The sequence below is a fragment of the Rhizobium sp. UFLA01-1127 genome, assembly GCF_059803845.1.
The window spans coordinates 1-21,217 of record NZ_JAUQTZ010000110.1; the positions used below are offsets into that span (position 1 = coordinate 1).

Below are 21,217 nucleotides of genomic sequence, written 5' to 3' on the forward strand. Positions count from 1 at the left end.
GCCCGATGACATGGAGGAATTGGCGGCAGCACTCAGAGGATAGGCGCGAAACGTCACAATGACTGGACGCCTGCCCTCTACCGCCCTATAATATCGCGTATGAAGGACCGAAGTCCGAGCGCCTGTACTGACCGAAAACGCGACCGCGTTTGGGAGGTCGACATGGTTACGTCATATGGCGCCGGATTGATCGGGAGGATAGTCCCGAGGGCGATGTCCCGGCGAGACCAGTGGTCACGCTGCTGTAACACTTGCGTGACCACATCCTTGAATCACCGTTTCGCCGTACTTATCTTTACATTGGTTGAGTGCGGGGTCCGTGGACCCGTACGCCTTGGTCCGCTTCGCAGAAGGCGCAAATACGCCCCCAGAAGGAACCAGATCTTGAATAGGAGGGTGCAAAATCATGGCCCGTAATACCTTGCCATCCATTGCTGCCGGAGAAGCCGGCCTCAATCGTTATCTCGACGAAATCCGCAAGTTCCCGATGCTGGAGCCGCAGGAAGAGTACATGCTCGCCAAGCGTTATGCGGAACATGCGGACCGTCAGGCCGCGCACAAGCTCGTCACCAGCCATCTGCGCCTCGTGGCGAAGATCGCCATGGGCTATCGCGGCTATGGCCTGCCGATCGGCGAAGTCGTATCGGAAGGCAATGTCGGCCTGATGCAGGCCGTGAAAAAGTTCGATCCGGAACGCGGCTTCCGCCTGGCAACCTACGCCATGTGGTGGATCAAGGCTTCGATCCAGGAATATATCCTGCGCTCGTGGTCGCTCGTAAAGATGGGCACGACGGCCAACCAGAAACGCCTGTTCTTCAACCTGCGCCGGCTCAAGGGCCGCATCCAGGCCATCGACGACGGCGATCTGAAGCCCGAACATGTCACCGAGATCGCCAACAAGCTGAAGGTCTCGGAAGAGGAAGTCGTTTCGATGAACCGCCGCCTTTCCGGCGACGCTTCGCTGAATGCGCCGATCAAGGCCTCCGAGGGCGATTCCGGCCAGTGGCAGGATTGGCTTGTCGACGATCACGACAGCCAGGAAGCGGTGCTGATCGAGCAGGACGAACTCGATACGCGCCGCCGGATGCTGGCCCGCGCCATGAGCGTGCTGAACGATCGTGAGCGCCGCATCTTCGAGGCTCGCCGTCTCGCCGACGAGCCGGTGACGCTGGAAGATCTTTCGGCCGAATTCGACATCAGCCGCGAGCGTGTACGCCAGATCGAAGTTCGTGCCTTCGAAAAGGTTCAGGAAGCCGTACAGAAGGATGCGCTGGAACGCGCCAAGGCGCTCCGCGTCGTCGAAGCTACAGCTTGACGCTTCCCTCCATCTGGCAAGGCAAACGGATAAAAGGAAAGGCGGGCCGCAAGCCCGCCTTTTCCATGTCTGTCGATTCCAGAAAGCTTACTGACCGCTCGAGGCGACACCGCCCAGCGCCTGCCACTCCGAAATTGCCTTGTTGAAGGCGTCGGTGCCGGTCGGGCCTTTTTCCATGGTCAACAGGGCGCGGCGGCCGTTGCGATAGACGACCGGAATATCGATCCAGTTGCGGTTCTTCAAAAGATCGAGGTTGGTCTTGCGCGCATCCGGGAAATCGTTGAGCGCAACCATGTAGACATCATCGGTGACCTTGGCCGGGACGGCGATGAGGGCATCGCCGCGATCCTGCTCGGTTGCCTTCAACGCAACGCGCTGGACATTGTCGATTGCTCCACCTTCGAAATTCGGAGGCACCTGGAAAGCGAGTTCGATCAGATGGCTGGCCGGCAGCGAGGAGTCCGAATTCCGCGAAACCGTGATCGTCGCCGTCAGGCCGCGATCCGGAACAGTGATGAGACCTTGCACGGAAGGCTCTGGCCGGCCGTCAGCCCCCTTCCCCTGCTGAACGGACCAGGTGACCGTACCCTGGAAGGCCGTGGGCGACGTCTGGCCGAGACGCTCTTCATAGAGGAAGACCTTCTGCCCGTCGGCAACAGGCGCGGTCTGCTGCGTTGCGGGCGGCGGCTGGTTGGCGGCTGCCTGCTGCTGGTTGGCGGCGGGAGCCTGCTGGCCTGCCGCGGCGGACGGCGTCGCCGGTGCGGCGGCCGCGGGAGCCTGGGTCTGCGTTTGAGCCGGTGCCTGAGCTTGGGGCTGGGGAGAGCCGGTATTGGTCGCCGGCGGCGTGGCCGTGGCAGGCCGCGTGGCAGCAGCGACATTCTGCTCAGCCACGGACTTGCCCTCGACGACTCCAGGCTGGCCGTTCGGAGCGGGTCCCCCGTCCTCTTCCGTGCCGTTGGCCAGAAGACGCTGGGTGAATTTCGTATTGACCGTATTGGGATCGCTGCTCAACGCTGCGGCATCCGTGTTGCCTGCACCCGACGGCTGTTGAGCGGCCGCATTGTTTTGCGGCGGCGGAGCCGACGGCTGCTGGGCTGGAGCCGCAGCATTGCCGTTATTCGGAACCTTGTTGCTCGCCGTATCCGACGAGGCAGGCACTGCCGCATTCTTGGGCGCCGAACTGACAAGCTTCGTCACCATGTTGTTGAGCGCATCGCGGTTCAGCCAGGCCGCATAGCCACCACCCCCAACGACCGCAAGGCCGACGAGCGTGACGATGATGCCGGTAACGCTGAAGCGGCGGCGCTTCGGCTCCATGCGGAAGCTTCGGCCCTGCAGCTTCGCCGCCATCGCCTGATCGAGATCGGGGGGAACGGTGGGACCGCCGCCCCGCTCGTCTTCGGCACGCTTGTCGAAGCCGGCGAGCTCCTTAAGCTCGCGCCAGCCGTCATTGGCGTTGTCGGTATCGGCTGCCGTCTTGCGGGATGGATGCACGTCCGCGAAGAGATCGACGTCGTCAAAGGCGTTTTCCGGCATTTGCCGGGCTGGCTGCTGGACTGGCTTCGAAGCCGCCGGTATGGGTTGCATCTCCTCGAAGACATCCGCATCCCAGACGAACCCCTGATTGCCGGCGGGCGCCTTTGCAGCCGCGGCTCCCTCGACGGGATGGCCGAACGGCGCTTCTGCGAAAGCCGCAGCCGGCATCACCGGTTCGTTGTGTCGTGAAAGGGCCGGCTCCGGCGCAGCACGGCGAACCGGCGCATCGACCTCCGCCCAGATCTGCTCGACCTGGCTTATGACATCGTCAACCGGCACTGGTTGTGCGTGCGGCGCGGGAGCAGCGTGGGCAGGCTCGGCAGCAGCAACCGTCGGCACCTGTTCCAGATGGTGTTGCGGCTCTTCGTGATAGACCGGCTCGGGTGCCGGTTCCTCGTGAACCTCGGCATGATGCTCGACGCCTGCATGTTCGGCAGCCGACGCAAGATGCTCTTCCTCCCGATGCGGTTCGCTCCATTCCTCAACCGCCGGCTGCTCATGCGCATGGTCGCGCTCGACATGCGCGGCCGGCTCCTCGTAGGCTGGCTCTTCATGGACCGGCGGCACGACCGCCGCCGGCTCCTCATGGGCATGAACCTCTGCGGGCGCAGGCTCTTCCGCATGCGGCGCGGCATGGACTTCCTCGGGTGCATGATGCTCCCGCACGGGCTCGGGAGCAACCTCCTCGTGCGCTACGGGCGCCTCCGCGACCGGTTCCTCGGCGCCCGGCAAGGCTTCCGCATGCTCGGCCTCGACCTCGACGATCGCAGCTTCGAGCTTGTCGAGCTGGCGGCGCAGCATTTCCTCGGGCGGGCGTGGCTTCATGCTCTCGAGCTGCCGCTGCACGGCACCACGAGCTCGATCGTAAACCTTGACCCGCATCTCGGGAGTATTTTCCGTCAGGCCGTCAACGGCCCGTCGAATAACTGCTACAAAATCCGCCATCAGCACTTTCTCATGATGCCCGGCGTGGCAGCCGAGCCGGGATTCGTCATAGGTTGGGAACTTTAGCCCTCAAAGGGGTCCGTCACAAGTATGGTGTCCTCGCGCTCGGGACTGGTCGAAAGCAGCGCCACAGGCGCACCGATCAGCTCTTCCACCTGCCGGACATATTTGATCGCCTGCGCGGGCAGATCGGCCCATTTGCGGGCGCCGACGGTCGATTCCTTCCAGCCTTCGAGCGTGATGTAGATCGGCTCGACGCGAGCCTGCGCCGCCTGGCTTGCCGGAAGATAGTCGATCTCCTTGCCGTCGAGCGTATAGCCGACGCAGATCTTCAGTTCGTCGAGGCCGTCGAGCACGTCGAGCTTGGTGAGCGCGATACCCGTAATACCCGAGGTCTTTACGGTCTGACGCACCAGCACCGCATCGAACCAGCCGCAACGGCGCGGACGGCCTGTATTGACGCCGACCTCGCGGCCGACGGTCGACAGATGCTTGCCGATTTCGTCATGCAGCTCGCAGGGGAACGGCCCTTCGCCGACGCGCGTCGTATAGGCCTTGGTGATGCCGAGCACATAGCCGAGTGCGGTCGGGCCGAGACCGGAGCCGGCGGCTGCCTGGCCGGCCACGGTATTGGACGAGGTCACGAATGGATAGGTGCCGTGGTCGTTATCCAGCAGCGCGCCCTGCGCACCTTCGAAAAGAATGCGGGCGCCGGCCTTGCGCTGCTCGTCGAGCAGGCGCCAGACCTGATCGATATAGGGCAGAATGTGTTCGGCGACGGATGTCAGTTCGTGATGCAGGGCATCGAAGGAGATTTCATCGACGCCCATGCCGCGGCGCAGCGCATTGTGGTGGGTCAGAAGCCGGTCGATCTTGGCCGGCAGCGTTTCGGGCTCGGCAAGATCGATGACACGGATGGCGCGGCGGCCGACCTTGTCTTCGTAAGCCGGGCCGATACCACGGCGCGTCGTGCCTATCTTCGTGCCGCTGTTCGAGGCCGCATCTTCGCGCATGGCATCGAGATCGCGATGCAGCGACAGGATCAGCGGTGCGTTCTCGGCAACACGCAGCACGTCGGGCGTGACCGCGACGCCCTGGGCACGCAGCTTTTCGACCTCGGCGACGAAATGATGGGGATCGACGACGACACCGTTGCCGATGACGCTGAGCTTGCCGCGCACAAGCCCGGAAGGCAGGAGCGCAAGCTTGTAGCTGACGCCATCCACAACAAGCGTATGACCGGCATTATGGCCGCCCTGAAAGCGTACAATCACATCGGCGCGTTCCGAAAGCCAGTCGACAATCTTGCCCTTGCCCTCGTCGCCCCATTGCGAGCCGATCACTACAACATTCGTCATTTATCCATTCCCGCTTCCTGCGCGCGGCGGCGCGCCTTGCTCAAACCCGCGCATCTATAAAGCTTTGTTTTTGGGAAAGCGACCCTGTTGTCTCAGGAGATTCAGCTTTTTGCGTGACGAATCGGCGCATCCAACAGGATTTTGCTGCCTGAGGAACGGATGGCGCCGGAATCGAGAACAATGAAACGCAGTGCCAGCCCGCCGACCAGCCGGAAAAGGTTACCCGAGTTCGAGCGTGGTTACGCCGAATACGCGATCGAGCGGCATTTCCGGCGCCTTGCCACGATACATGCGGGCCGTCTCGAAGACCGGCGACAGGCCACATTCTTCCGCGAGCTTGATGGCCGGAAGATTGTCTGCCGGCACGTCCAGATAAACAGGCGCTCCCTTGGCCTCGGCAAGCAGCTTGCCCAGCAGGGCAAGCGCGACCTCCGGCTTGTTGGCAAACAGCGGACCGATCTTATAGCCCTCGAAACAGCGCCGGATCGTACCATAGCCGCGCACCCTGCTTCCGCCACCGACGATGAAGGATCTGCGCCTTTCGGGAGTGCCGCACCAAGCACGGATGAAGGAATACCGCAGGCCCGGGAAAATTTCCGCGTCGTAGTGCACCAGCGCATCAAGCTTGCCGTCGGTGACCGGCACCACCTGCCTGGCCTGCTCGCCCACATCGGGCACTTGGGGAATGCCGCCGTAGCGCAGGGTTCGATAGGCTGTCTCGAATCCGTAGCGACGATAGTTTTCCTGCTGGGCGACGACCCCATCGAGCCCGATTATGCGATTGCCGGCCAGCGCCATGCCCCTATTCCAAAGCTGTTTGCCATATCCCCTGCCGCGAAATTCCGGATGAAGCATGTAAAGACCGAGAAAAGCGAAAGTTTCGCCATAGCGGACAACGGAAATGCAGCCGACCGGCACTTCGCCGATCGCGCCGATCAGAAAGCCCGATGGATCCGCTTCCCAGAAGGCCGGGGCATCGTCAACACCGGGATTCCATCCCTCTTGCCGTGCCCATTCCAGAGCGAGCTCCAGCTCGCCAGCCCGCATCGTACGCACGGCAAAAGTCGATTTCATGCAATAGTCCCGAACCGCCCATTACACAGCCGCTCCCATGGAACGATTGCGCCCGATTGATCATGCGGCAACATGATGCCAATCCCTAACAATAGGCAACGATAACATTAAAGTACAAAGGCTTCGTTTCATTTGGAAAAGCAGGGCAATTGCATGAATACAACAGCCAAAGCAGGTCGCGCAAAAGCGTGTAACGGTCTCGCGGCAACGACATGCGCAAAATCAAAGACCTGAAGCACAGGAATCTGAAAGATCGCGACGCGCTTTGGAATGCGAGCGGCCTCCTGTGACACTTCTATCGCAATTTTCCTAAACCGGGCATCGCATATAGGCGTCGGCGGCAATCCTATGTATAAGCTTGGATAAGCGCCAATGTCTGCTTTGCGTCTCGACGCCGAGCCGACGCCAGCAAAAGGAAGGGAGTCTCATGCGCATCACGATGATCGGTTCGGGTTATGTGGGGCTTGTGTCGGGCGTTTGCTTTGCTGATTTCGGCCACGACATCATTTGTGTCGACAAGGACGCAGGCAAGATCGACGCGCTGCAGCGGGGTGAAATGCCGATCTTCGAACCTGGCCTCGAGCAGCTCGTTGCGGACAATGTTCGCGCCGGTCGTCTCTCCTTTACGACGGAAGTGGAGGCGAGCGTCGCCGCAAGCGATGTCGTCTTCATCGCGGTGGGCACGCCGTCGCGGCGCGGCGACGGCCATGCCGATCTCTCTTACGTCTACGCCGCCGCGCGAGAGATCGCCCAGCACGTCAAGGGCTTCACCGTCATCGTCACCAAATCGACCGTGCCGGTCGGCACCGGCGACGAGGTCGAGCGCATCGTGCGCGAAACCAATCCGGAGGCCGATGTCGCCGTCGTCTCCAATCCGGAATTCCTGCGCGAAGGTGCCGCCATCGAGGACTTCAAGCGGCCAGACCGCATCGTCATCGGCCTCAACGACGAACGTGCCCGCGGCGTCATGACCGAAGTCTACCGGCCGCTCTATCTCAACCAGGCGCCGCTGCTCTTTACGTCCCGGCGCACCTCGGAGCTGATCAAATACGCCGCCAATGCATTCCTGGCCATGAAGATCACTTTCATCAACGAGATGTCCGATCTCTGCGAAAAGGTTGGCGCCAATGTGCAGGAAGTCTCGCGCGGCATCGGCCTTGACGGCCGCATCGGCTCGAAATTCCTGCATGCCGGTCCCGGTTATGGCGGCTCCTGCTTCCCGAAGGACACCCTGGCACTGGCCAAAACCGCGCAGGATTTTGACAGCCCCGTGCGCCTGATCGAGACGACGATCTCCATCAACGACAATCGCAAGCGCGCCATGGGCCGCAAGGTAATCGCAGCCATGGGCGGCGACGTCAGAGGCAAGACGATCGCAGTCCTCGGCCTGACCTTCAAGCCGAATACCGACGACATGCGCGACAGCCCGGCGATTTCGATCATCCAGACGCTGCAGGACGGCGGTGCAACGGTAACGGGTTACGATCCCGAGGGCATGGAGCATGCCCGCCTGATTATCGACAACATCGCCTATTCCGAGGACGCCTATAGCGCCGCACGCGGCGCCGATGCGATCGTCATCGTGACGGAATGGAACCAGTTCCGCGCGCTGGATTTCGCGCGGCTCAAATCCGTCATGAAGGCTCCGGTCCTCGTCGATCTCAGAAACATCTATCGCCATGACGAGGTCGCAAAGCACGGCTTTGCCTATACAAGCGTCGGCAGACCCTCGAACGGCGCCGCACTCTAGAGCGCTTTCTCATTTTTCGAGACGCGAAAACGTTCCATTTTCTTGTTCTTTTACGCATTCCGGGCGCAAAACCGCGGCGCGTTTTTCCTGGAAATGCTTTAAGCAAAGGTCGATCAATGCGTTATCTCATCACCGGCACTGCCGGCTTCATCGGATTCCACCTCGCCAAACGCCTGCTCGACGAGGGGCATTTCGTGGTCGGCTTCGACGGCATGACGCCCTATTACGACGTCAAGCTCAAGGAAAAGCGCACAGCCATCCTTGCGCGTTCCAACGGTTTCAAGGCCGTGACGGGCATGTTGGAGGATAAGGCCGCGCTGGACCACGCAGCCGAACTCGCCGAGCCCGATGTGATCGTTCATCTCGCCGCACAGGCCGGCGTGCGCTACAGCCTCGAAAACCCGCGCTCCTACGTCGATTCCAACCTTGTCGGTTCATTCAACATCCTGGAATTGGCGAGAAACCTGCAGCCGAAGCACCTTCTTTTGGCATCGACCTCCTCCGTCTACGGCGCCAACGAAAAGATCCCTTTTGCCGAAAGCGACAAGGCCGACGAGCAGATGACGATCTATGCGGCGACCAAGAAGAGCATGGAGCTGATGGCGCATAGCTACGCCCATCTCTTCAACTTGCCCACGACCGCTTTCCGCTTCTTCACCGTCTATGGCCCCTGGGGCCGCCCGGACATGGCGCTCTTCAAATTCGTCGATGCCATCCGCAACGACAGACCGATCGAGATTTACGGCGAAGGCAAGATGAGCCGCGATTTTACCTATATCGACGATCTCGTCGAAGGCATCGTCCGCCTCATCGGCGTTGTGCCGTCGGAGGAAAATCGGGTGGTATCGGAAACGGTCATCGATACGCTGTCGAAGAATGCGCCCTTCCGCGTCGTCAATATCGGCGGCGGCCAGCCGGTCGGGCTGATGACCTTCGTCGAAACCATCGAGACGATGCTCGGCAAGAAAGCAATTCGCAAGATGCTGCCGATGCAGCCCGGCGACGTTCACAATACCTATGCTGTCCCGGATTTGCTCGTGGCGCTCACCGGTTTCAAGCCGCACATCGAAGTCGACGAGGGCGTGAAGCGCTTCGTCGAATGGTATCAGGACAATTACTGACGGAATGAGCGGCATCGTCGAATCGGAGCACTGGATCGAGAGCCCGCCCGGACGGCTTTACGCCAAATCATGGAGGCCGGCCGTCCTGAGATCACAGCAGCCGATCATCCTGTTTCACGATTCCCTCGGATGCATCACGCTTTGGAGAGATTTCCCGCAACGGCTCGCCCATTCCCTCGGGCGTCGGGTCATTGCCTATGACCGGCTGGGTTTTGGTCGATCCGATGCCCGAAAAGACCTTCTGACACAGGATTTCATTGAGTCCGAGGCAAAGGATTTCGTCCCGCTGTTATGCGAGCAATTTTCCATTCAAGAATTCGTTGCCTGCGGACACAGTGTCGGCGGCGGTATGGCGGTAGAGACGGGATCAAGGTTTGGCGAGCGCTGCCGGGCCGTCGTCACCATCGCCGCCCAGGCTTTCGTGGAGGAGAGAACCCTGCAGGGCATCAGGATTGCGCAGCAGGAATTCGAGTCGGCAGAGACTTTCGCCCGACTTGAGAGATATCACGGCAGCAAGGCCGATTGGGTGCTGCATGCATGGATCGATACGTGGCTTGCATCCGAACGCACCGGGTGGTCGCTCGATCCGGCTCTTGAAAAGCTCCGTTGCTCGGTGCTCGCCATTCACGGGGACCGCGACGAGTATGGCTCCGAGGCTCATCCCCGTCGGATCGCGGCCGGACGCGGCCCGGTCTATATCGTGCGAGACACAGGGCACGTGCCGCATCGCGAGCACCCTGCCCTCGTCATAAAGGCGATCGAAGAATTTCTGGCGTGACTACCCGCACGGCTTTATTCGGCCCGACCCACAGGATGATAGGCCCGATCGAAATAGATAAGCCCCTGCCCCTCGTCACGTTGACGGATAGCATCGACTTCGCAAAGCAGGATGTCGTGCGTTCCGCCATCGGCCTGCCGGACGATGCGGCAATCGAACGAGACGAGGGCGTCCTCAAGCACAGGCGCGCCGGTCGATAGCTCCGACCAGGAGGCACCGGCGAAGCGCTCGGCAACCGGGGTCTTGCCGCCGAAGAGCCGCGACAGATCCTGATGCGCTTCCGACAGAACATTGACGCAGAGCACGCCGTTTTGCGTGACGGCGGGATGAACGGAAGCGCTGCGATTGAGGCAGACGAGCAGGGTCGGTGGGCTGTCGGTAACACTGCAGACGGCGGTCGCGGCAAAGCCGGCGAGCCCCGCAGGGCCGTTGGTGGTGACAATGTTCACCGCCGCTGCCATTCTCGCCATGGCATTGCGAAACTCGCTGCGCGCGATATCGGGATCGGCGACAGGCACCGCCCTCTCGATTGCCACGGAGGTTTTCATGTTCATCGCACTGTTCCCTAACTCGCGCCAGTCATCCCACACTATCGACGGGGAGGCTGCGCCTCAAGAAACGACATTTTGCGGAACCCGCCGTTCACGAGCAATTAATTTTCTATAAAATCTATCAACAAAAAAGAAAATAGGCCAATTGCCGGATTCGAAGCTACGGCGCCGTGCTGAGGCATGCCTTAGGTGCGGGTGGAGATCAGGAGAAACATCGGCCGCTCGCGCTCGATTGCCCAATCGGGATGCGCGGCGAGGTCGTCATCACTCGGCGACCATTCTTCGACATGAACAATGGTGAAACCGGACTTGATCAGAAGGTTGAGCGTCGTGCCCATCGTGCGATGCTGCTTGATGACGCCCTCGGCCAGCCAGTTCGTCAGCCGCGGTCCTTCGATCTGATAGGCATTGAGCGGCCAGATCTTGCCGCCGTCGGCGTCATCGAACCATTCCGGCCGCCGCGGCGCCATGTAGATCGGATGCTCGATCGAAAAGATTAAGCGACCGCCAGGCCTCAGCGCCTGACGGATCGTTGTCAGCAATCCGGCAAAGCCTTTGATATAATGGAAAGCGAGCGAACTGTAGACGAGATCGAAACCCGCTTTGGGAAGCTGAAGTTTCTCGAGATCGGCGCGGTCATAGCGGATGCGTGCATCGGCCGTTTCCGCTCGCGCACGTTCCAGCATTTTTTCCGAGACATCCAGCCCAAGAACGCTCACTGCGCCCTGCTCGGCCGCCCAGCGGCAGAACCAGCCGAAACCGCAGCCGAGATCGACGACATCGAGGCCGTTCATATCTGGCATCAAGCCACGGATCGCCGGCCATTCGGCCGCACCCGCCAGCCCTTCGATGGAACGCTGCAGGCGGCTATAGCCTTCGAAGAAACCCGGATCGTCGTAGATATTCTGGGTCATACATGTCTCCCGCAGATCGGCAAGGCCAACCTAACAGAACGGCCAACGGGCGGGCCTGTTGCTAAGATCAAATCACCTTCGCCGCCGTAACCTCGACCTCGACCAGAAACTCGGACCGCGTAAACCCTCCGACGATCAGCAGCGTTGAGACCGGTGCGGGATTTTGGACATAGCGATCGCGCACGGCCATGTAGGCGGGAAAATCCTCGCGCGTGGTGACGAAGCCGCCAATACGGATGACGTCAGCAAACCCCATGCCGGCCTCCTCGAGGATAGCGCCGATCGCCTTGAAACACAGTTCGGCCTGGGCGGTAACATCAGGCGGAATGCGATCGTCGATACCAATGCCGAGCTGGCCGGACGTGACCAGAAGACTGGCGCCCGGCGGCACCAGTAGGCCGTGATTGTAATTGCCGAAAGGGCGGCGAACGGATGGGGGGTTGAATACCTTTTTCATCGATATCGACTCCTCTTGATCGGAGGGGATATCAGCATTTTGATGCTGTGCGGACAAGCCGTTCAATGCGCTTGTGCTGAAATAGCTGCCCGGTTTCGGCGCACTTCCAACAGGATATGTCCGAAAAGCGCCGCAAGCACGATCGGTCCGCCGATCAGTGTCGCCGTCGAAGGGCGCTCGGCAAAGACCATCCAGACCCAGAGCGGCGTCAGCGGCACCTCAAGCGCCGTCAGCAGGGCGGCATCGGAGGCCGGCACCAGCCGCGAGCCGAACGTATAGAGGCTGAGGCCCATGGCGTTCTGGACGATGCCGAAGGCAATGATCAGGCCGAGATCCTGGCCGGAGATCGAAAGCGGCGAGGCGAACCAGAAGGTGATGAAGGAACACAGCCAGGCAGATAGAGCCATGGCCGGCAGCATCGGCACGTTACGGTGCTGACGCATGACGACCGCAAGCCCGGCGACGGTCAGCGTCATGATGGCGGCCAGCCCCTTGCCCAGCCAGCTGCCGCCGTCGCTCGAATGCCCGGAAAGCATGACAAGCACGCCGATGAAGGCAATGCCGCTGGCGATCAGAGTCCTCATGTTGGGGCGTTCCCGGATGAAAAGGAAGGCAACGCCCGCGGTGACGAAGGGTACCGTTGCGTAGATGACCATGGCATCGGCAACCGAGGTGTAATAGATCGAGCCGATGCCGCTGATCATGGAGGCGGTGGAAAAGATCGTTGCCGCCAGCGAGGGACCACGCATGGAACGCAGGACGCGAAAGGCGTTGCGCTGCTCGATGTAGAAAAACAGCGCAAAAACGCCAAGGCCGGACACGATGCCGCGGCAGAAGAGGATGGTCATGAGATCGGCGTGGATCGCCCGCACGAAGAGGCCGGAGGTCGACCAGGCGAGCGCCGAAAGCGCCACATAGATCACACCCAACCTGTATTGCTGCTGCTCCGCCAGCGTCACGATGGAATCCCCCAGCCTATAGTGGCAGATCATTAGCGGGCGGCCATGGCGCCTACAAGCAAAGCTTGCGCCGCTGGATGTCGCTAATGCCGGAATATGGCAGTGGTTGCAGGAAGGTCACGCCACCTTCGGCTGGCAATCAAAGGGCGCCTACCTACCCATTGGTATTGGCAGGATCATATTGATCTTGCACATATTTGCGATCGCTCTAGGGTTTTGGCAACCCCGTCGAAGGAGAATCAATTGCGCCTGCTGTCAGCCACTTTGTTCGCCTGCGGCTGCGTCAGCCTGGTCGACGGTCCGATGTGGCCGCCGGCCCAAACCTATGTCGACAATTCGGTGCAATGCAGCCAGAGCAGCAATCCCGCCCGATGCGAACATACCCGCGACAGTTGGAAGGCCGATTACGAGGAAGCCATTGCGGGCGGATATCGGGCGCAGAAACATGTCGCCTTATGCCTCAGCACCGGCTGCGACGAGGCGATCCAGCCCGACAAGATGCTTGGCTGCGCCTGGCGCATGGTGATTGCCGAAGCAAGGCATGCGCTGCCGGATAGTATGGATTTCGCCAATCTGAACCGCTTCTGCGGAGCAGACTATATCGATCAGAAGACCAGGCTCGAAGCCGCCTCTCAAGCGAAGGCGATGATGCACCTGATTGGTAAATAACGGCTGCGCAGCAAAGTCTCTGCGGCGCAGCCCGGTGTTTTGCGAAGGCTCTAAGCGTAAGGCGCAAGGAAACTGCGGATCACCTCGATCTCGCCGGGGCGAATATCGTGGCCGCCCGGATGCCATTCGAGCGTAACCTCGGCATCCTGCCGGATAAAGTAATCGGCCAGCGCCCTGGTGACCGGAGCGGGTGCGATCGGATCGCGTTCGCCCGCGGTGATCAGCACGCGCCTGCCCTCCAGCCTGGCATTATCCTTCGGCTGGAACGGGATCAGCGGATGCATCAGCACGGCCGCATCGAAAAGATCGCCGTGCTCGATCAGAACATTGGCAAGGATGTTCGCGCCGTTGGAAAAGCCGAGGCCAAGCACCTGCGACGCGCCGTGTTGCTCCGCCAGCTCCGAGACATAGGCTGCCATCTTTTCCGTGGCGCGGGCAAGATCGGCCATGTCATAGACACCTTCGCCCGTCCGGCGGAAAAAGCGCGCCGCGCCATATTCCGAGACATCGCCGCGCGGCGACACGATGGTGGCGTCCGGCAGCAGCCGGGCGGCAAAATCGAAGAACTGGTTCTCGTCGCCGCCGGTGCCGTGGAAAGTGAAGAAAATAGGTTTCCCGGATGCACCGGCCTTCAGCCGGTGCACATAGCTCGTATCAGTCATGGTCCTTTCTCCGATTAGCCTTCCAGCGGCTCCAGATGCTGCTCGATCAGGCCGCGCAGATGCGCATGCTGTTCGGGCAGTTTCAGCGCCTCGCCGAGATGGGCGGTATCCTCGTCACGGTTGAAGCCGGGCTCATTGGTGGCGACTTCGAACAGCACGCCGCCCGGCGTACGGAAGTAGATCGCCCAGAAGTAGTCGCGGTCGATGACCGGGGTCACCTGATAGCCCGTATCCATCAGCGCCTTGCGCACTTCGAGCTGCTTTGCACGGTTCTCGACGGCAAAGGCGACATGGTGGACGGAGCCTGCGCCCGGAAGCGCGCGGTTGATGTTCGGCATGGTTTCGAGATCGACATAGTCGGCACCGTTGCCGCCGGGAATGGCAAGCCGCTTGACGCCTTCATGCGTATCGACGATTTCGTAACCCATATATTTCAGCAGTTCGGCCGTGGCACCTTCATCCCTGAGCCGCATGGCAACGGAATGGAAGCCTCGGATGGCATGTTCGGCATCGACACCATTATGCGTCCAGGGCAGACGCTTATCGTCCTTGACCTCGACGAGCGCGAAACCATCGCCATCCGGGCCGGCAAAATGCAGGCGCTTCTGACCGAAGGATTCGTCAACCTTCAGGCCCTCGACGCCGTACTGGCCGAGCCGCTCGGTCCAGTAGCCAATGGCGCCTTCCGGAACGGAGTAGACCGTATTGCCAACTTCGCCGGTCCCCGGACGGCCGCGCGCCATCTTCGGGAAGGGGAAATAGGTCATGATCGTGCCGGGAGTGCCGACCTCGTCGCCATAGTAGAGGTGATAGACATCGGGGGCGTCGAAATTCACCGTCTTCTTGACGCGGCGCAGGCCGAGCGTGTCCGTAAAGAACTTGTTGTTGGTCCGGGCGTCTTCCGCCATCGAGGTAACGTGGTGAAGACCTTTGATCTGGTTGAGCATCTCTAACCCCTTTGCTCGCCTGCACCGGCAGGCGTTTCTCATGGGCAGAAGATGGTCTTGTGAGCCGCGTTTCGATAGCCCTCAAGTGCCAAACGGATTGTCTCCAATGAGTGAACGATAAATTCAGATCGTTCACAGGAAGATAAGGTCATTCTGTGGTTGATTCCAAACATAACCAGCATTAATTTAAGCTAGACAGTCTAGCTAGAGGAAGTCCGATGGATTGGCCATTGCAGGACGCAAAGAACCAGTTTTCAAAAGTCGTGCAGAAAGCGCGTAACGAGGGTCCGCAAACCGTCACGTTGCGCGGTGAACGTGCGGCTGTCGTCCTGTCTGCCGAGGACTACGATACCCTCTTGGCCGGCAAACCAAGCCTTGCGGATGATCTGCTATCCGGACCAGCATGGGATGACGAAATGGCCGATGCCGTATCGAAGCGCAGCAAAGCGCCAAGCCGGGATGTCCTTTTCTGATGTATCTTGTTGACACCAACGTCATTTCGGAAATTCGGCGTGGCAATTCCCAAGCGATTGACTGGCTGCGCTCGGTCGATCCCTCCACCATCTATCTGAGTGTCATCACACTTGGAGAGATCATGCGCGGGATTGCGCTGAAGCGAAAATCGGACCCACGCGCGGCAGCTCATCTGGAAGAATGGCTGCGCAAGATCCGGCACGACCATCGCAATCGCATCCTTGCCATTACCGATCAGATCGCCGTCGAATGGGGACGTATCGCGGCGCAACGCCCGCGCGGCGATGCCGATGGTTTGATCGCGGCAACGGCGGTCGTTCATGATCTTATCGTCGTCACCCGCTACATCGAAGATTTCGACGACACCGGCGCTTCGATCATCAACCCGTGGGATCAGACACCTTACTGAGCCTCGGGATTGCTCGGCAGAGCCCAATCGATCGGGTTTCTGCCGTGTTCGGCCAGGTAGGCATTGGCCTTGGAGAAATGCCGGCAGCCGAGGAAGCCATTATGGGCCGACAGTGGTGACGGATGCGCCGCCTTCAGCACCAAATGACGCTTGGTATCGACAAAGGCGGCCTTCTTCTGCGCATAGGAGCCCCATAGCATGAAGACGACGCCATCGCATTCGTCGTTGACTTGGCGGATGACGGCATCGGTGAAGCGCTCCCAGCCCTTGCCCTGATGCGAGGCGGCTTGGGATTCCTCCACCGTCAGCACGCTATTCAGCAGAAGCACACCCTGCTTCGCCCAGCTTTCCAGAAAACCGTGGCGTGCCGGCGGAATGCCGAGATCGGTTTCCAGCTCCTTGTAGACATTGACCAGCGACGGCGGAATGCGCACGCCAGGACGCACGCTGAAGCAGAGCCCGTGCGCCTGCCCGAAACCGTGATAGGGATCCTGCCCGAGGATAACCACCTGCACCTCATCGAGCGGCGTCAGATCAAGCGCCCGGAAATACTCGCTGCCGCGCGGAAAGATCACCTTGCCGCGCTGCTTTTCCTCGACAAGGAAAGACTTGAGCTGCTGCATATAAGGACTTTCGAACTCCTGCGAAAGCGCCTCTTTCCAGCTCTCCTCAAGCTTGATGTTCGCTTCCGCCATCGTCTTTCGCCTCCGTCAGTTGTCAGCATGTCGATTGAGGACGAAAGCGACGGCGTGTCAAGGAAAGGACATCCATTGCGGCAGGCAGATCACAGCTTTCCGGCAATAGCATTTCTATGCCCGCCTATGTTGGCGACGCCGCCAAGCCTCAAGCGGACGTTGCTAGCGGTTGCGCCCTCATCCCCGTCGCGATCAGCAAAGCGTCGCGTTCGGCCTCAGGCATCGCGCGCACCCGCCGCCTTACCGTGAGGCGGATCGCAGCAAACCCGGCCAGCATCAGCACCACTTTGCTGCCGATGCCGAAGGCCGGCATGATGACCGCCCATGTGGATAGATCAAAGGCGATGGCAACGAAAGCATTGAGCGCAGCGGACAGGAACATCAGGCCAGCCCAGGCAAAGCCCACATAGGTGGCGACATCCGGTGCGACCGACCGCGCGATGGCCGGCAAATACCGTTTCATCCAGCCCGGCTTGAGCATCACCACACCGATGGTCGCATAGATGACGCTCGGCTTGAACAGCACGAAACGTGGATCATCCGTCAACAATGTTGCCGCACCGGCGGCAACGACCAGAAAAAGGCTCAGCCATTCCATAGCTTCGATAGGCTTGCCCCGAATGAACTGAATTCCGATCTGGAGAAGACCAAGCGCGATCGCCAAGCATGTCGACAGCGTCGCATTGTGCGTTAACGACAGCAAAACGACGAAAAGCAGGCTGGAGGCCAGGTCGGCAAGCAGCAGCCTAGCCGCATTGAAAAAGCTTTTCACTGCACCCTGCCCTCATTGCGACGCTAGCGAAGGTTCATAAAGCTCCAGACCAGCACGATCAAGGAGATCGCCCTCCGCAATCACCCCTTGATCCGCTCCATCCGCGGATCATAAAGCGGCTTCAGCGACACCTGGCATGGCACGCGGCTCTGCGCGACATCGAGCTCGTAGCGACCTGAAAGCACGAAATCCTCCGTGACGCCGCCGGGATCGCGGATATAGCCGTAGCCGATGGCCTTGCCGATCGTATAGCCGTAGCCGCCGCTCGACAGCCAGCCGACGCGCTGCCCGTCGCGATAGATCGTCTCGCGGCCGAGAAGCACGATCTCCGGATCATCGGGCACGAAGCAGGCGAGCATCTTCTTCACGCCCGAGGCCAGCTGCCGCTCGATCGCCTCGCGGCCGCGGAAGGCAATGTCCTTCTTCGTCTTCACCGCCCAGGAAAGGCCGGCTTCGACCGGCGTATGATCCGGCCCGATATCGGAGCCCCAGGCGCGATAGCCCTTCTCCAGACGGCAGCTTTCGATGGCGCGATAGCCGGCATTGACGAGGCCATGCTCGCGGCCGGCCGCCATCAGGACGTCATAGACGCTGGCGGCATATTCCACTGGCACATGCAGCTCATAGCCGAGTTCGCCGACATAGGTGATACGCAGTGCCCGGACGGGGCAGCCGGCGACGCCGACGGTCCTCACCTTGCCGAAGGGGAACGCAGCATTCGACACGTCTGCGGAGGTAACAGCCTGCAAGATAGCCCGTGCCTTAGGCCCCATCAGCGACAGCACGGAATAGGCCGAGGTGACATCCACCAGCTCCGCATGCATCTCTGCCGGAATGTTGCGGGCGATCCAGTCGAAGTCATGCGTTGCGAAGCCAGTGCCGGTGGTGATGTAGAACTCGTTCTCGGCAACGCGGGCAACAGTGACATCGCATTCGATACCGCCACGGTCGTTCAGCATCTGGGTATAGGTCAAAGAGCCGACGGGCTTGGCAACATCATTGGCGGCGATCCACGACATCGCTGCCTCCGCATCACGCCCCTTCAGCACGAATTTGGCAAAGGAGGTCTGATCGAAGATGACGGCCGCCTCCCGGACTGCCTTATGCTCCCGGCCGACGGCATCGAACCAGTTCTGCCGTCCATAGGTGTACTCGTCCTTCGGCTCCTCGCCGGCAAAAAGATCGGCAAACCAGTTCGGCCGCTCCCAGCCAAGCTTTTCGCCGAAACAGGCGCCTTGCGCCTTCAGCCGATCGTAAAGCGGCGACTTGCGGCAGGGTCTGCCGCTGGAATGCTCCTCGAAAGGCCAAGCCATGGTGTAGTGCTTGCCATAGGCTTCCAGCGTGCGGGTGCGAACCCAGTCGGTGTCGAAATGCGGGCGGCCGAAGCGCCTGATATCGACCGGCCAGAGATCGTAAGGCGGCTCGCCCTTGGCGACCCATTCGGCGAGCGCCATGCCGGCTCCACCCGCCGAGGCGATGCCGAAGGCGTTGAAACCGGCGCCGACGAAGAAATTCTTCAGTTCCGGCGCCTCGCCGAGAATGAAATTGCCGTCGGGCGTAAAGCTCTCCGGGCCGCACAACAGTTGCTTGACCCCGGCCGTCTGCAGCGCCGGCACACGCACCAGCGCCTGCTCCATGATCTGCTCGAAATGATCGAAATTGCTGTCGAGCAGCGTGTAGTGGAAATCCCTAGGGATGCCATCAAGTGCCCAGGGAATGGGATTGGGCTCGTAGCCGCCCATGACCAGCCCCCCGACCTCCTCCTTGTAATAGGTGAGCCTATCCGGATCGCGCAGCGTCGGCAGATTGGAGGGCACGCCGAAGGATTCGGTGATGAGATATTGATGCTCCACCGAGACGAGCGGCACGTTGACGCCGAAACGGCCGGCAAAGGTCCGCGTCCATTGCCCGGCGCAGACGACGACGCGCTCGCATTCGATGCGGCCCCTCTCGGTAATGACGGCGCGGATCCGGCCCTTCTCGATCTCCAGATCGAGAACCTCGGTATCCTCGAAGATCGACACCCCGCTCATGCGGGCACCCCTAGCAAGCGCCTGCGTGATATCGGAGGGATTGGCCTGGCCGTCGGTCGGCAGGAAAGCGGCGCCGACGAGGTCGTCGACATCCATCAGCGGCCAGAGGTCACGCGCCTCCTGCGGCGTCAAGAGATGCATCTGCAGGCCGAAGGATTGCGCCGTCGTCGCCTGCCTCTTCACTTCCGTCCAGCGCTCCTCATTGCAGGCGAGACGCAGACCGCCATTCATCTTCCAGCCGGTGGCAAGCCCCGTCTCCGCCTCGAGCTTCTTGTAGAGATCGACGGAATAGCCGAGCATCTGTGTGATGTTGGCGCTGGTGCGCAGCTGGCCGACGAGGCCGGCGGCATGAAACGTCGTGCCCGAGGTCAGCTTCTTGCGTTCCAGAAGCACGGTATCGGTAAAGCCGAGCTTGCCGAGATGGTAGGCGGTCGAGCAGCCGATGATGCCGCCGCCGATGACGACGGTCTTTGCGGTAGCAGGCAGTTCCTTCATCATCTCACCTCAAGAATTGCGAAAATCCTGCCAGGCGCTTTCGAAACGCCGCAGGTTTTCAGCTGTATAGGATGAATAATCGAAATCGATGTCGGAATGGACTTCCGAAACCATGCTCCACATCGTCTCGCGCAGGAGCGAAGCGCATTTCATCGCGTGATAGCGCCGGCGCAGATCGTCGCTGACCCCAGCGTCGAAATAAGCCTCCAGCATCGTCTCTTCCTGTGCCTCGGAAAATTCATTGTTGGAGGCAAGGCCGCCGAGATCGAAGAGCGGCGTGTTGAAGCCCGCATAGTCCCAATCGATCAGCCACAGCCGCTCGCCGTCATCGAGGAAATTCGCGGCCAGCAGATCGTTGTGGCCGAAGGCGATCTCGAAAGGGGCGGCTACGCGCTCCAGCCGCTCGGCAATCTCTAGAAAGGAGGGCAGGAGCGGCTTATGCCGGCTATCGCCAGCCGCCAGCACCGCTGCATAGTCCCTGACCACATGGAAGACCCAGAAGATCGCCGCCGGTCCGCGAAAATGCCTTGCAACCTCGCGATGGCAGGAGCGGACAAGCGGCACGACCCGGCTCATCATTGCCGGGTCTCGGATATCATTGGCCGACAGCGGCTTTGCGTCGATATAATCGAGCACCAGTATGCCGGGCTCGTGATGGATGACCGCAGGCGAAAGGCCGGCGGCGTGGGCAGCCCGGCTTGCCGCCACCTCGTTTGCCCGGCTGATGTGATGAACGGGAATGTCCGATCCGAGCCGCACGACGAAACGCCGGCCAGCATTGCCGACCAGATAGTTGCGATTGGTGATGCCGCCGACAAGCGGCGCGATGTCGATCGGCCCCTGCCAGATAGCGAGAGAATGTATCCTGTCTTCCGGCGTCGCAGTCATTCCCCCTCCGGTCCTGCTGCTGAGCATCCCTTGGATGCAGAAGGTTCCTCACAAACGCAAAGCTGTCAAGAACCAGACCACAAAATGAAACGAATATTTGGTTTTTTGTTGGAATCGAAAAGTCATCTCCAATTGGATGAGCTATGGATATTCTGAAGACTGCGCTTCACCGTAGGGGAGATTTGCCTTAAAAACTCCAGGGCGAGGCAACCGGATAAAGGGGCGCGCATTGAGGCTCCGGCGGCAACAGTAGCGGCCGTTCCGCGAGCCAGGGAAGTTTGGGATCAATACCCCAATAGGATCAGAAACCATGTCGGGCATATCCCAGCCACCGCTTCATTCCAATCATCGCGAACGCGAGATTCTGGAGGAGCTGCGCCTTGCCGGCGGCGCGAGCCGCATCCAGTTCCTGGCC

20 protein-coding genes are annotated in these 21,217 nt (G+C 60.7%); 7 read left to right on the plus strand and 13 right to left on the minus strand.

Annotated features, from left to right (window positions below; genetic code table 11):
* Positions 1–406 precede the first annotated feature (406 nt).
* The gene (gene rpoH / locus Q4Q11_RS23285) at positions 407–1,315 is read left to right on the plus strand and encodes an RNA polymerase sigma factor RpoH (protein ID WP_112503525.1); all 909 of its coding nucleotides are present in this window, start codon (positions 407–409) and stop codon (positions 1,313–1,315) included.
* An 87-nt stretch (positions 1,316–1,402) separates the two neighbouring features.
* On the opposite strand, the gene Q4Q11_RS23290 is transcribed toward rpoH, so the two are convergent.
* The 3 genes from Q4Q11_RS23290 to Q4Q11_RS23300 form a co-directional block, all read right to left on the minus strand.
* Positions 1,403–3,796, minus strand: coding sequence for a hypothetical protein (locus Q4Q11_RS23290; protein ID WP_498570965.1), 2,394 nt, complete (start codon positions 3,794–3,796; stop codon positions 1,403–1,405).
* A gap of 62 nt (positions 3,797–3,858) precedes the next feature.
* Positions 3,859–5,154, minus strand: a complete 1,296-nt coding sequence (locus tag Q4Q11_RS23295) for an adenylosuccinate synthase (RefSeq protein WP_112503520.1) — start codon at positions 5,152–5,154, stop codon at positions 3,859–3,861.
* A 219-nt stretch (positions 5,155–5,373) separates the two neighbouring features.
* Positions 5,374–6,228: a GNAT family N-acetyltransferase gene (locus tag Q4Q11_RS23300; protein ID WP_113222831.1), complete on the minus strand. Its 855-nt coding sequence runs from the start codon at positions 6,226–6,228 to the stop codon at positions 5,374–5,376.
* A gap of 427 nt (positions 6,229–6,655) precedes the next feature.
* On the opposite strand from Q4Q11_RS23300, the gene Q4Q11_RS23305 reads away from it, so the two are divergent.
* The 3 genes from Q4Q11_RS23305 (at position 6,656) to Q4Q11_RS23315 (ending at position 9,877) form a co-directional block, all read left to right on the plus strand.
* Positions 6,656–7,978 (plus strand): UDP-glucose dehydrogenase family protein, encoded by a 1,323-nt coding sequence (locus Q4Q11_RS23305; protein WP_112503514.1) that lies wholly within the window; start codon positions 6,656–6,658, stop codon positions 7,976–7,978.
* Positions 7,979–8,094: 116 nt separating this feature from the next.
* Positions 8,095–9,099 (plus strand): NAD-dependent epimerase, encoded by a 1,005-nt coding sequence (locus Q4Q11_RS23310; RefSeq protein ID WP_498570966.1) that lies wholly within the window; start codon positions 8,095–8,097, stop codon positions 9,097–9,099.
* A 4-nt stretch (positions 9,100–9,103) separates the two neighbouring features.
* Positions 9,104–9,877 (plus strand): alpha/beta fold hydrolase, encoded by a 774-nt coding sequence (locus Q4Q11_RS23315; RefSeq protein ID WP_498570967.1) that lies wholly within the window; start codon positions 9,104–9,106, stop codon positions 9,875–9,877.
* Between the two features lie 14 nt (positions 9,878–9,891).
* On the opposite strand, the gene rutF is transcribed toward Q4Q11_RS23315, so the two are convergent.
* The 4 genes from rutF to Q4Q11_RS23335 form a co-directional block, all read right to left on the minus strand.
* Positions 9,892–10,431, minus strand: a complete 540-nt coding sequence (gene rutF / locus Q4Q11_RS23320; RefSeq protein WP_498570968.1) for an NADH-dependent FMN reductase RutF — start codon at positions 10,429–10,431, stop codon at positions 9,892–9,894.
* Between the two features lie 182 nt (positions 10,432–10,613).
* A complete protein-coding gene (locus Q4Q11_RS23325; protein WP_112503504.1) occupies positions 10,614–11,342 on the minus strand; it encodes a class I SAM-dependent methyltransferase in 729 nt (242 codons plus the stop codon).
* 67 nt (positions 11,343–11,409) lie between these two features.
* A complete protein-coding gene (locus Q4Q11_RS23330) occupies positions 11,410–11,799 on the minus strand; it encodes a RidA family protein (RefSeq protein WP_112503502.1) in 390 nt (129 codons plus the stop codon).
* Between the two features lie 62 nt (positions 11,800–11,861).
* Complete coding sequence (locus tag Q4Q11_RS23335) at positions 11,862–12,758, minus strand: DMT family transporter (protein ID WP_112503829.1); 897 nt, start codon at positions 12,756–12,758, stop codon at positions 11,862–11,864.
* 243 nt (positions 12,759–13,001) lie between these two features.
* Between Q4Q11_RS23335 and Q4Q11_RS23340 the strand changes: the two genes are divergently transcribed.
* Positions 13,002–13,427, plus strand: a complete 426-nt coding sequence (locus tag Q4Q11_RS23340; RefSeq protein ID WP_498570969.1) for a hypothetical protein — start codon at positions 13,002–13,004, stop codon at positions 13,425–13,427.
* Positions 13,428–13,477: 50 nt separating this feature from the next.
* On the opposite strand, the gene Q4Q11_RS23345 is transcribed toward Q4Q11_RS23340, so the two are convergent.
* Both Q4Q11_RS23345 and Q4Q11_RS23350 read right to left on the minus strand, forming a co-directional pair.
* Complete coding sequence (locus tag Q4Q11_RS23345; protein WP_498570970.1) at positions 13,478–14,089, minus strand: alpha/beta hydrolase; 612 nt, start codon at positions 14,087–14,089, stop codon at positions 13,478–13,480.
* A 14-nt stretch (positions 14,090–14,103) separates the two neighbouring features.
* Entirely contained in the window at positions 14,104–15,036 is a 933-nt protein-coding gene (locus Q4Q11_RS23350) for a VOC family protein (protein ID WP_113336697.1), read from the minus strand.
* A gap of 218 nt (positions 15,037–15,254) precedes the next feature.
* Between Q4Q11_RS23350 and Q4Q11_RS23355 the strand changes: the two genes are divergently transcribed.
* A complete protein-coding gene (locus Q4Q11_RS23355; RefSeq protein WP_113213489.1) occupies positions 15,255–15,509 on the plus strand; it encodes a type II toxin-antitoxin system Phd/YefM family antitoxin in 255 nt (84 codons plus the stop codon).
* Positions 15,509–15,919, plus strand: coding sequence for a type II toxin-antitoxin system VapC family toxin (locus tag Q4Q11_RS23360; protein WP_498570971.1), 411 nt, complete (start codon positions 15,509–15,511; stop codon positions 15,917–15,919). The genes Q4Q11_RS23355 and Q4Q11_RS23360 overlap by 1 nt, the downstream gene beginning before the upstream one ends.
* Here Q4Q11_RS23360 and ung read toward each other — a convergent pair.
* The 4 genes from ung to Q4Q11_RS23380 form a co-directional block, all read right to left on the minus strand.
* The gene (ung, locus tag Q4Q11_RS23365) at positions 15,913–16,614 is read right to left on the minus strand and encodes a uracil-DNA glycosylase (protein WP_498570972.1); all 702 of its coding nucleotides are present in this window, start codon (positions 16,612–16,614) and stop codon (positions 15,913–15,915) included. The two genes, Q4Q11_RS23360 and ung, sit on opposite strands and share 7 nt — an antisense overlap.
* Before the next feature lie 148 nt (positions 16,615–16,762).
* Positions 16,763–17,386 carry an inner membrane-spanning protein YciB gene (locus tag Q4Q11_RS23370; RefSeq protein ID WP_498570973.1) on the minus strand — a complete coding sequence of 208 codons (624 nt, stop codon included), beginning with the start codon at positions 17,384–17,386 and terminating at the stop codon, positions 16,763–16,765.
* An 80-nt stretch (positions 17,387–17,466) separates the two neighbouring features.
* Positions 17,467–19,917 (minus strand): GcvT family protein, encoded by a 2,451-nt coding sequence (locus Q4Q11_RS23375; protein ID WP_498570974.1) that lies wholly within the window; start codon positions 19,915–19,917, stop codon positions 17,467–17,469.
* Positions 19,918–19,923: 6 nt separating this feature from the next.
* Positions 19,924–20,802 (minus strand): phosphotransferase, encoded by an 879-nt coding sequence (locus Q4Q11_RS23380; protein ID WP_498570975.1) that lies wholly within the window; start codon positions 20,800–20,802, stop codon positions 19,924–19,926.
* Positions 20,803–21,217: the final 415 nt, after the last annotated feature.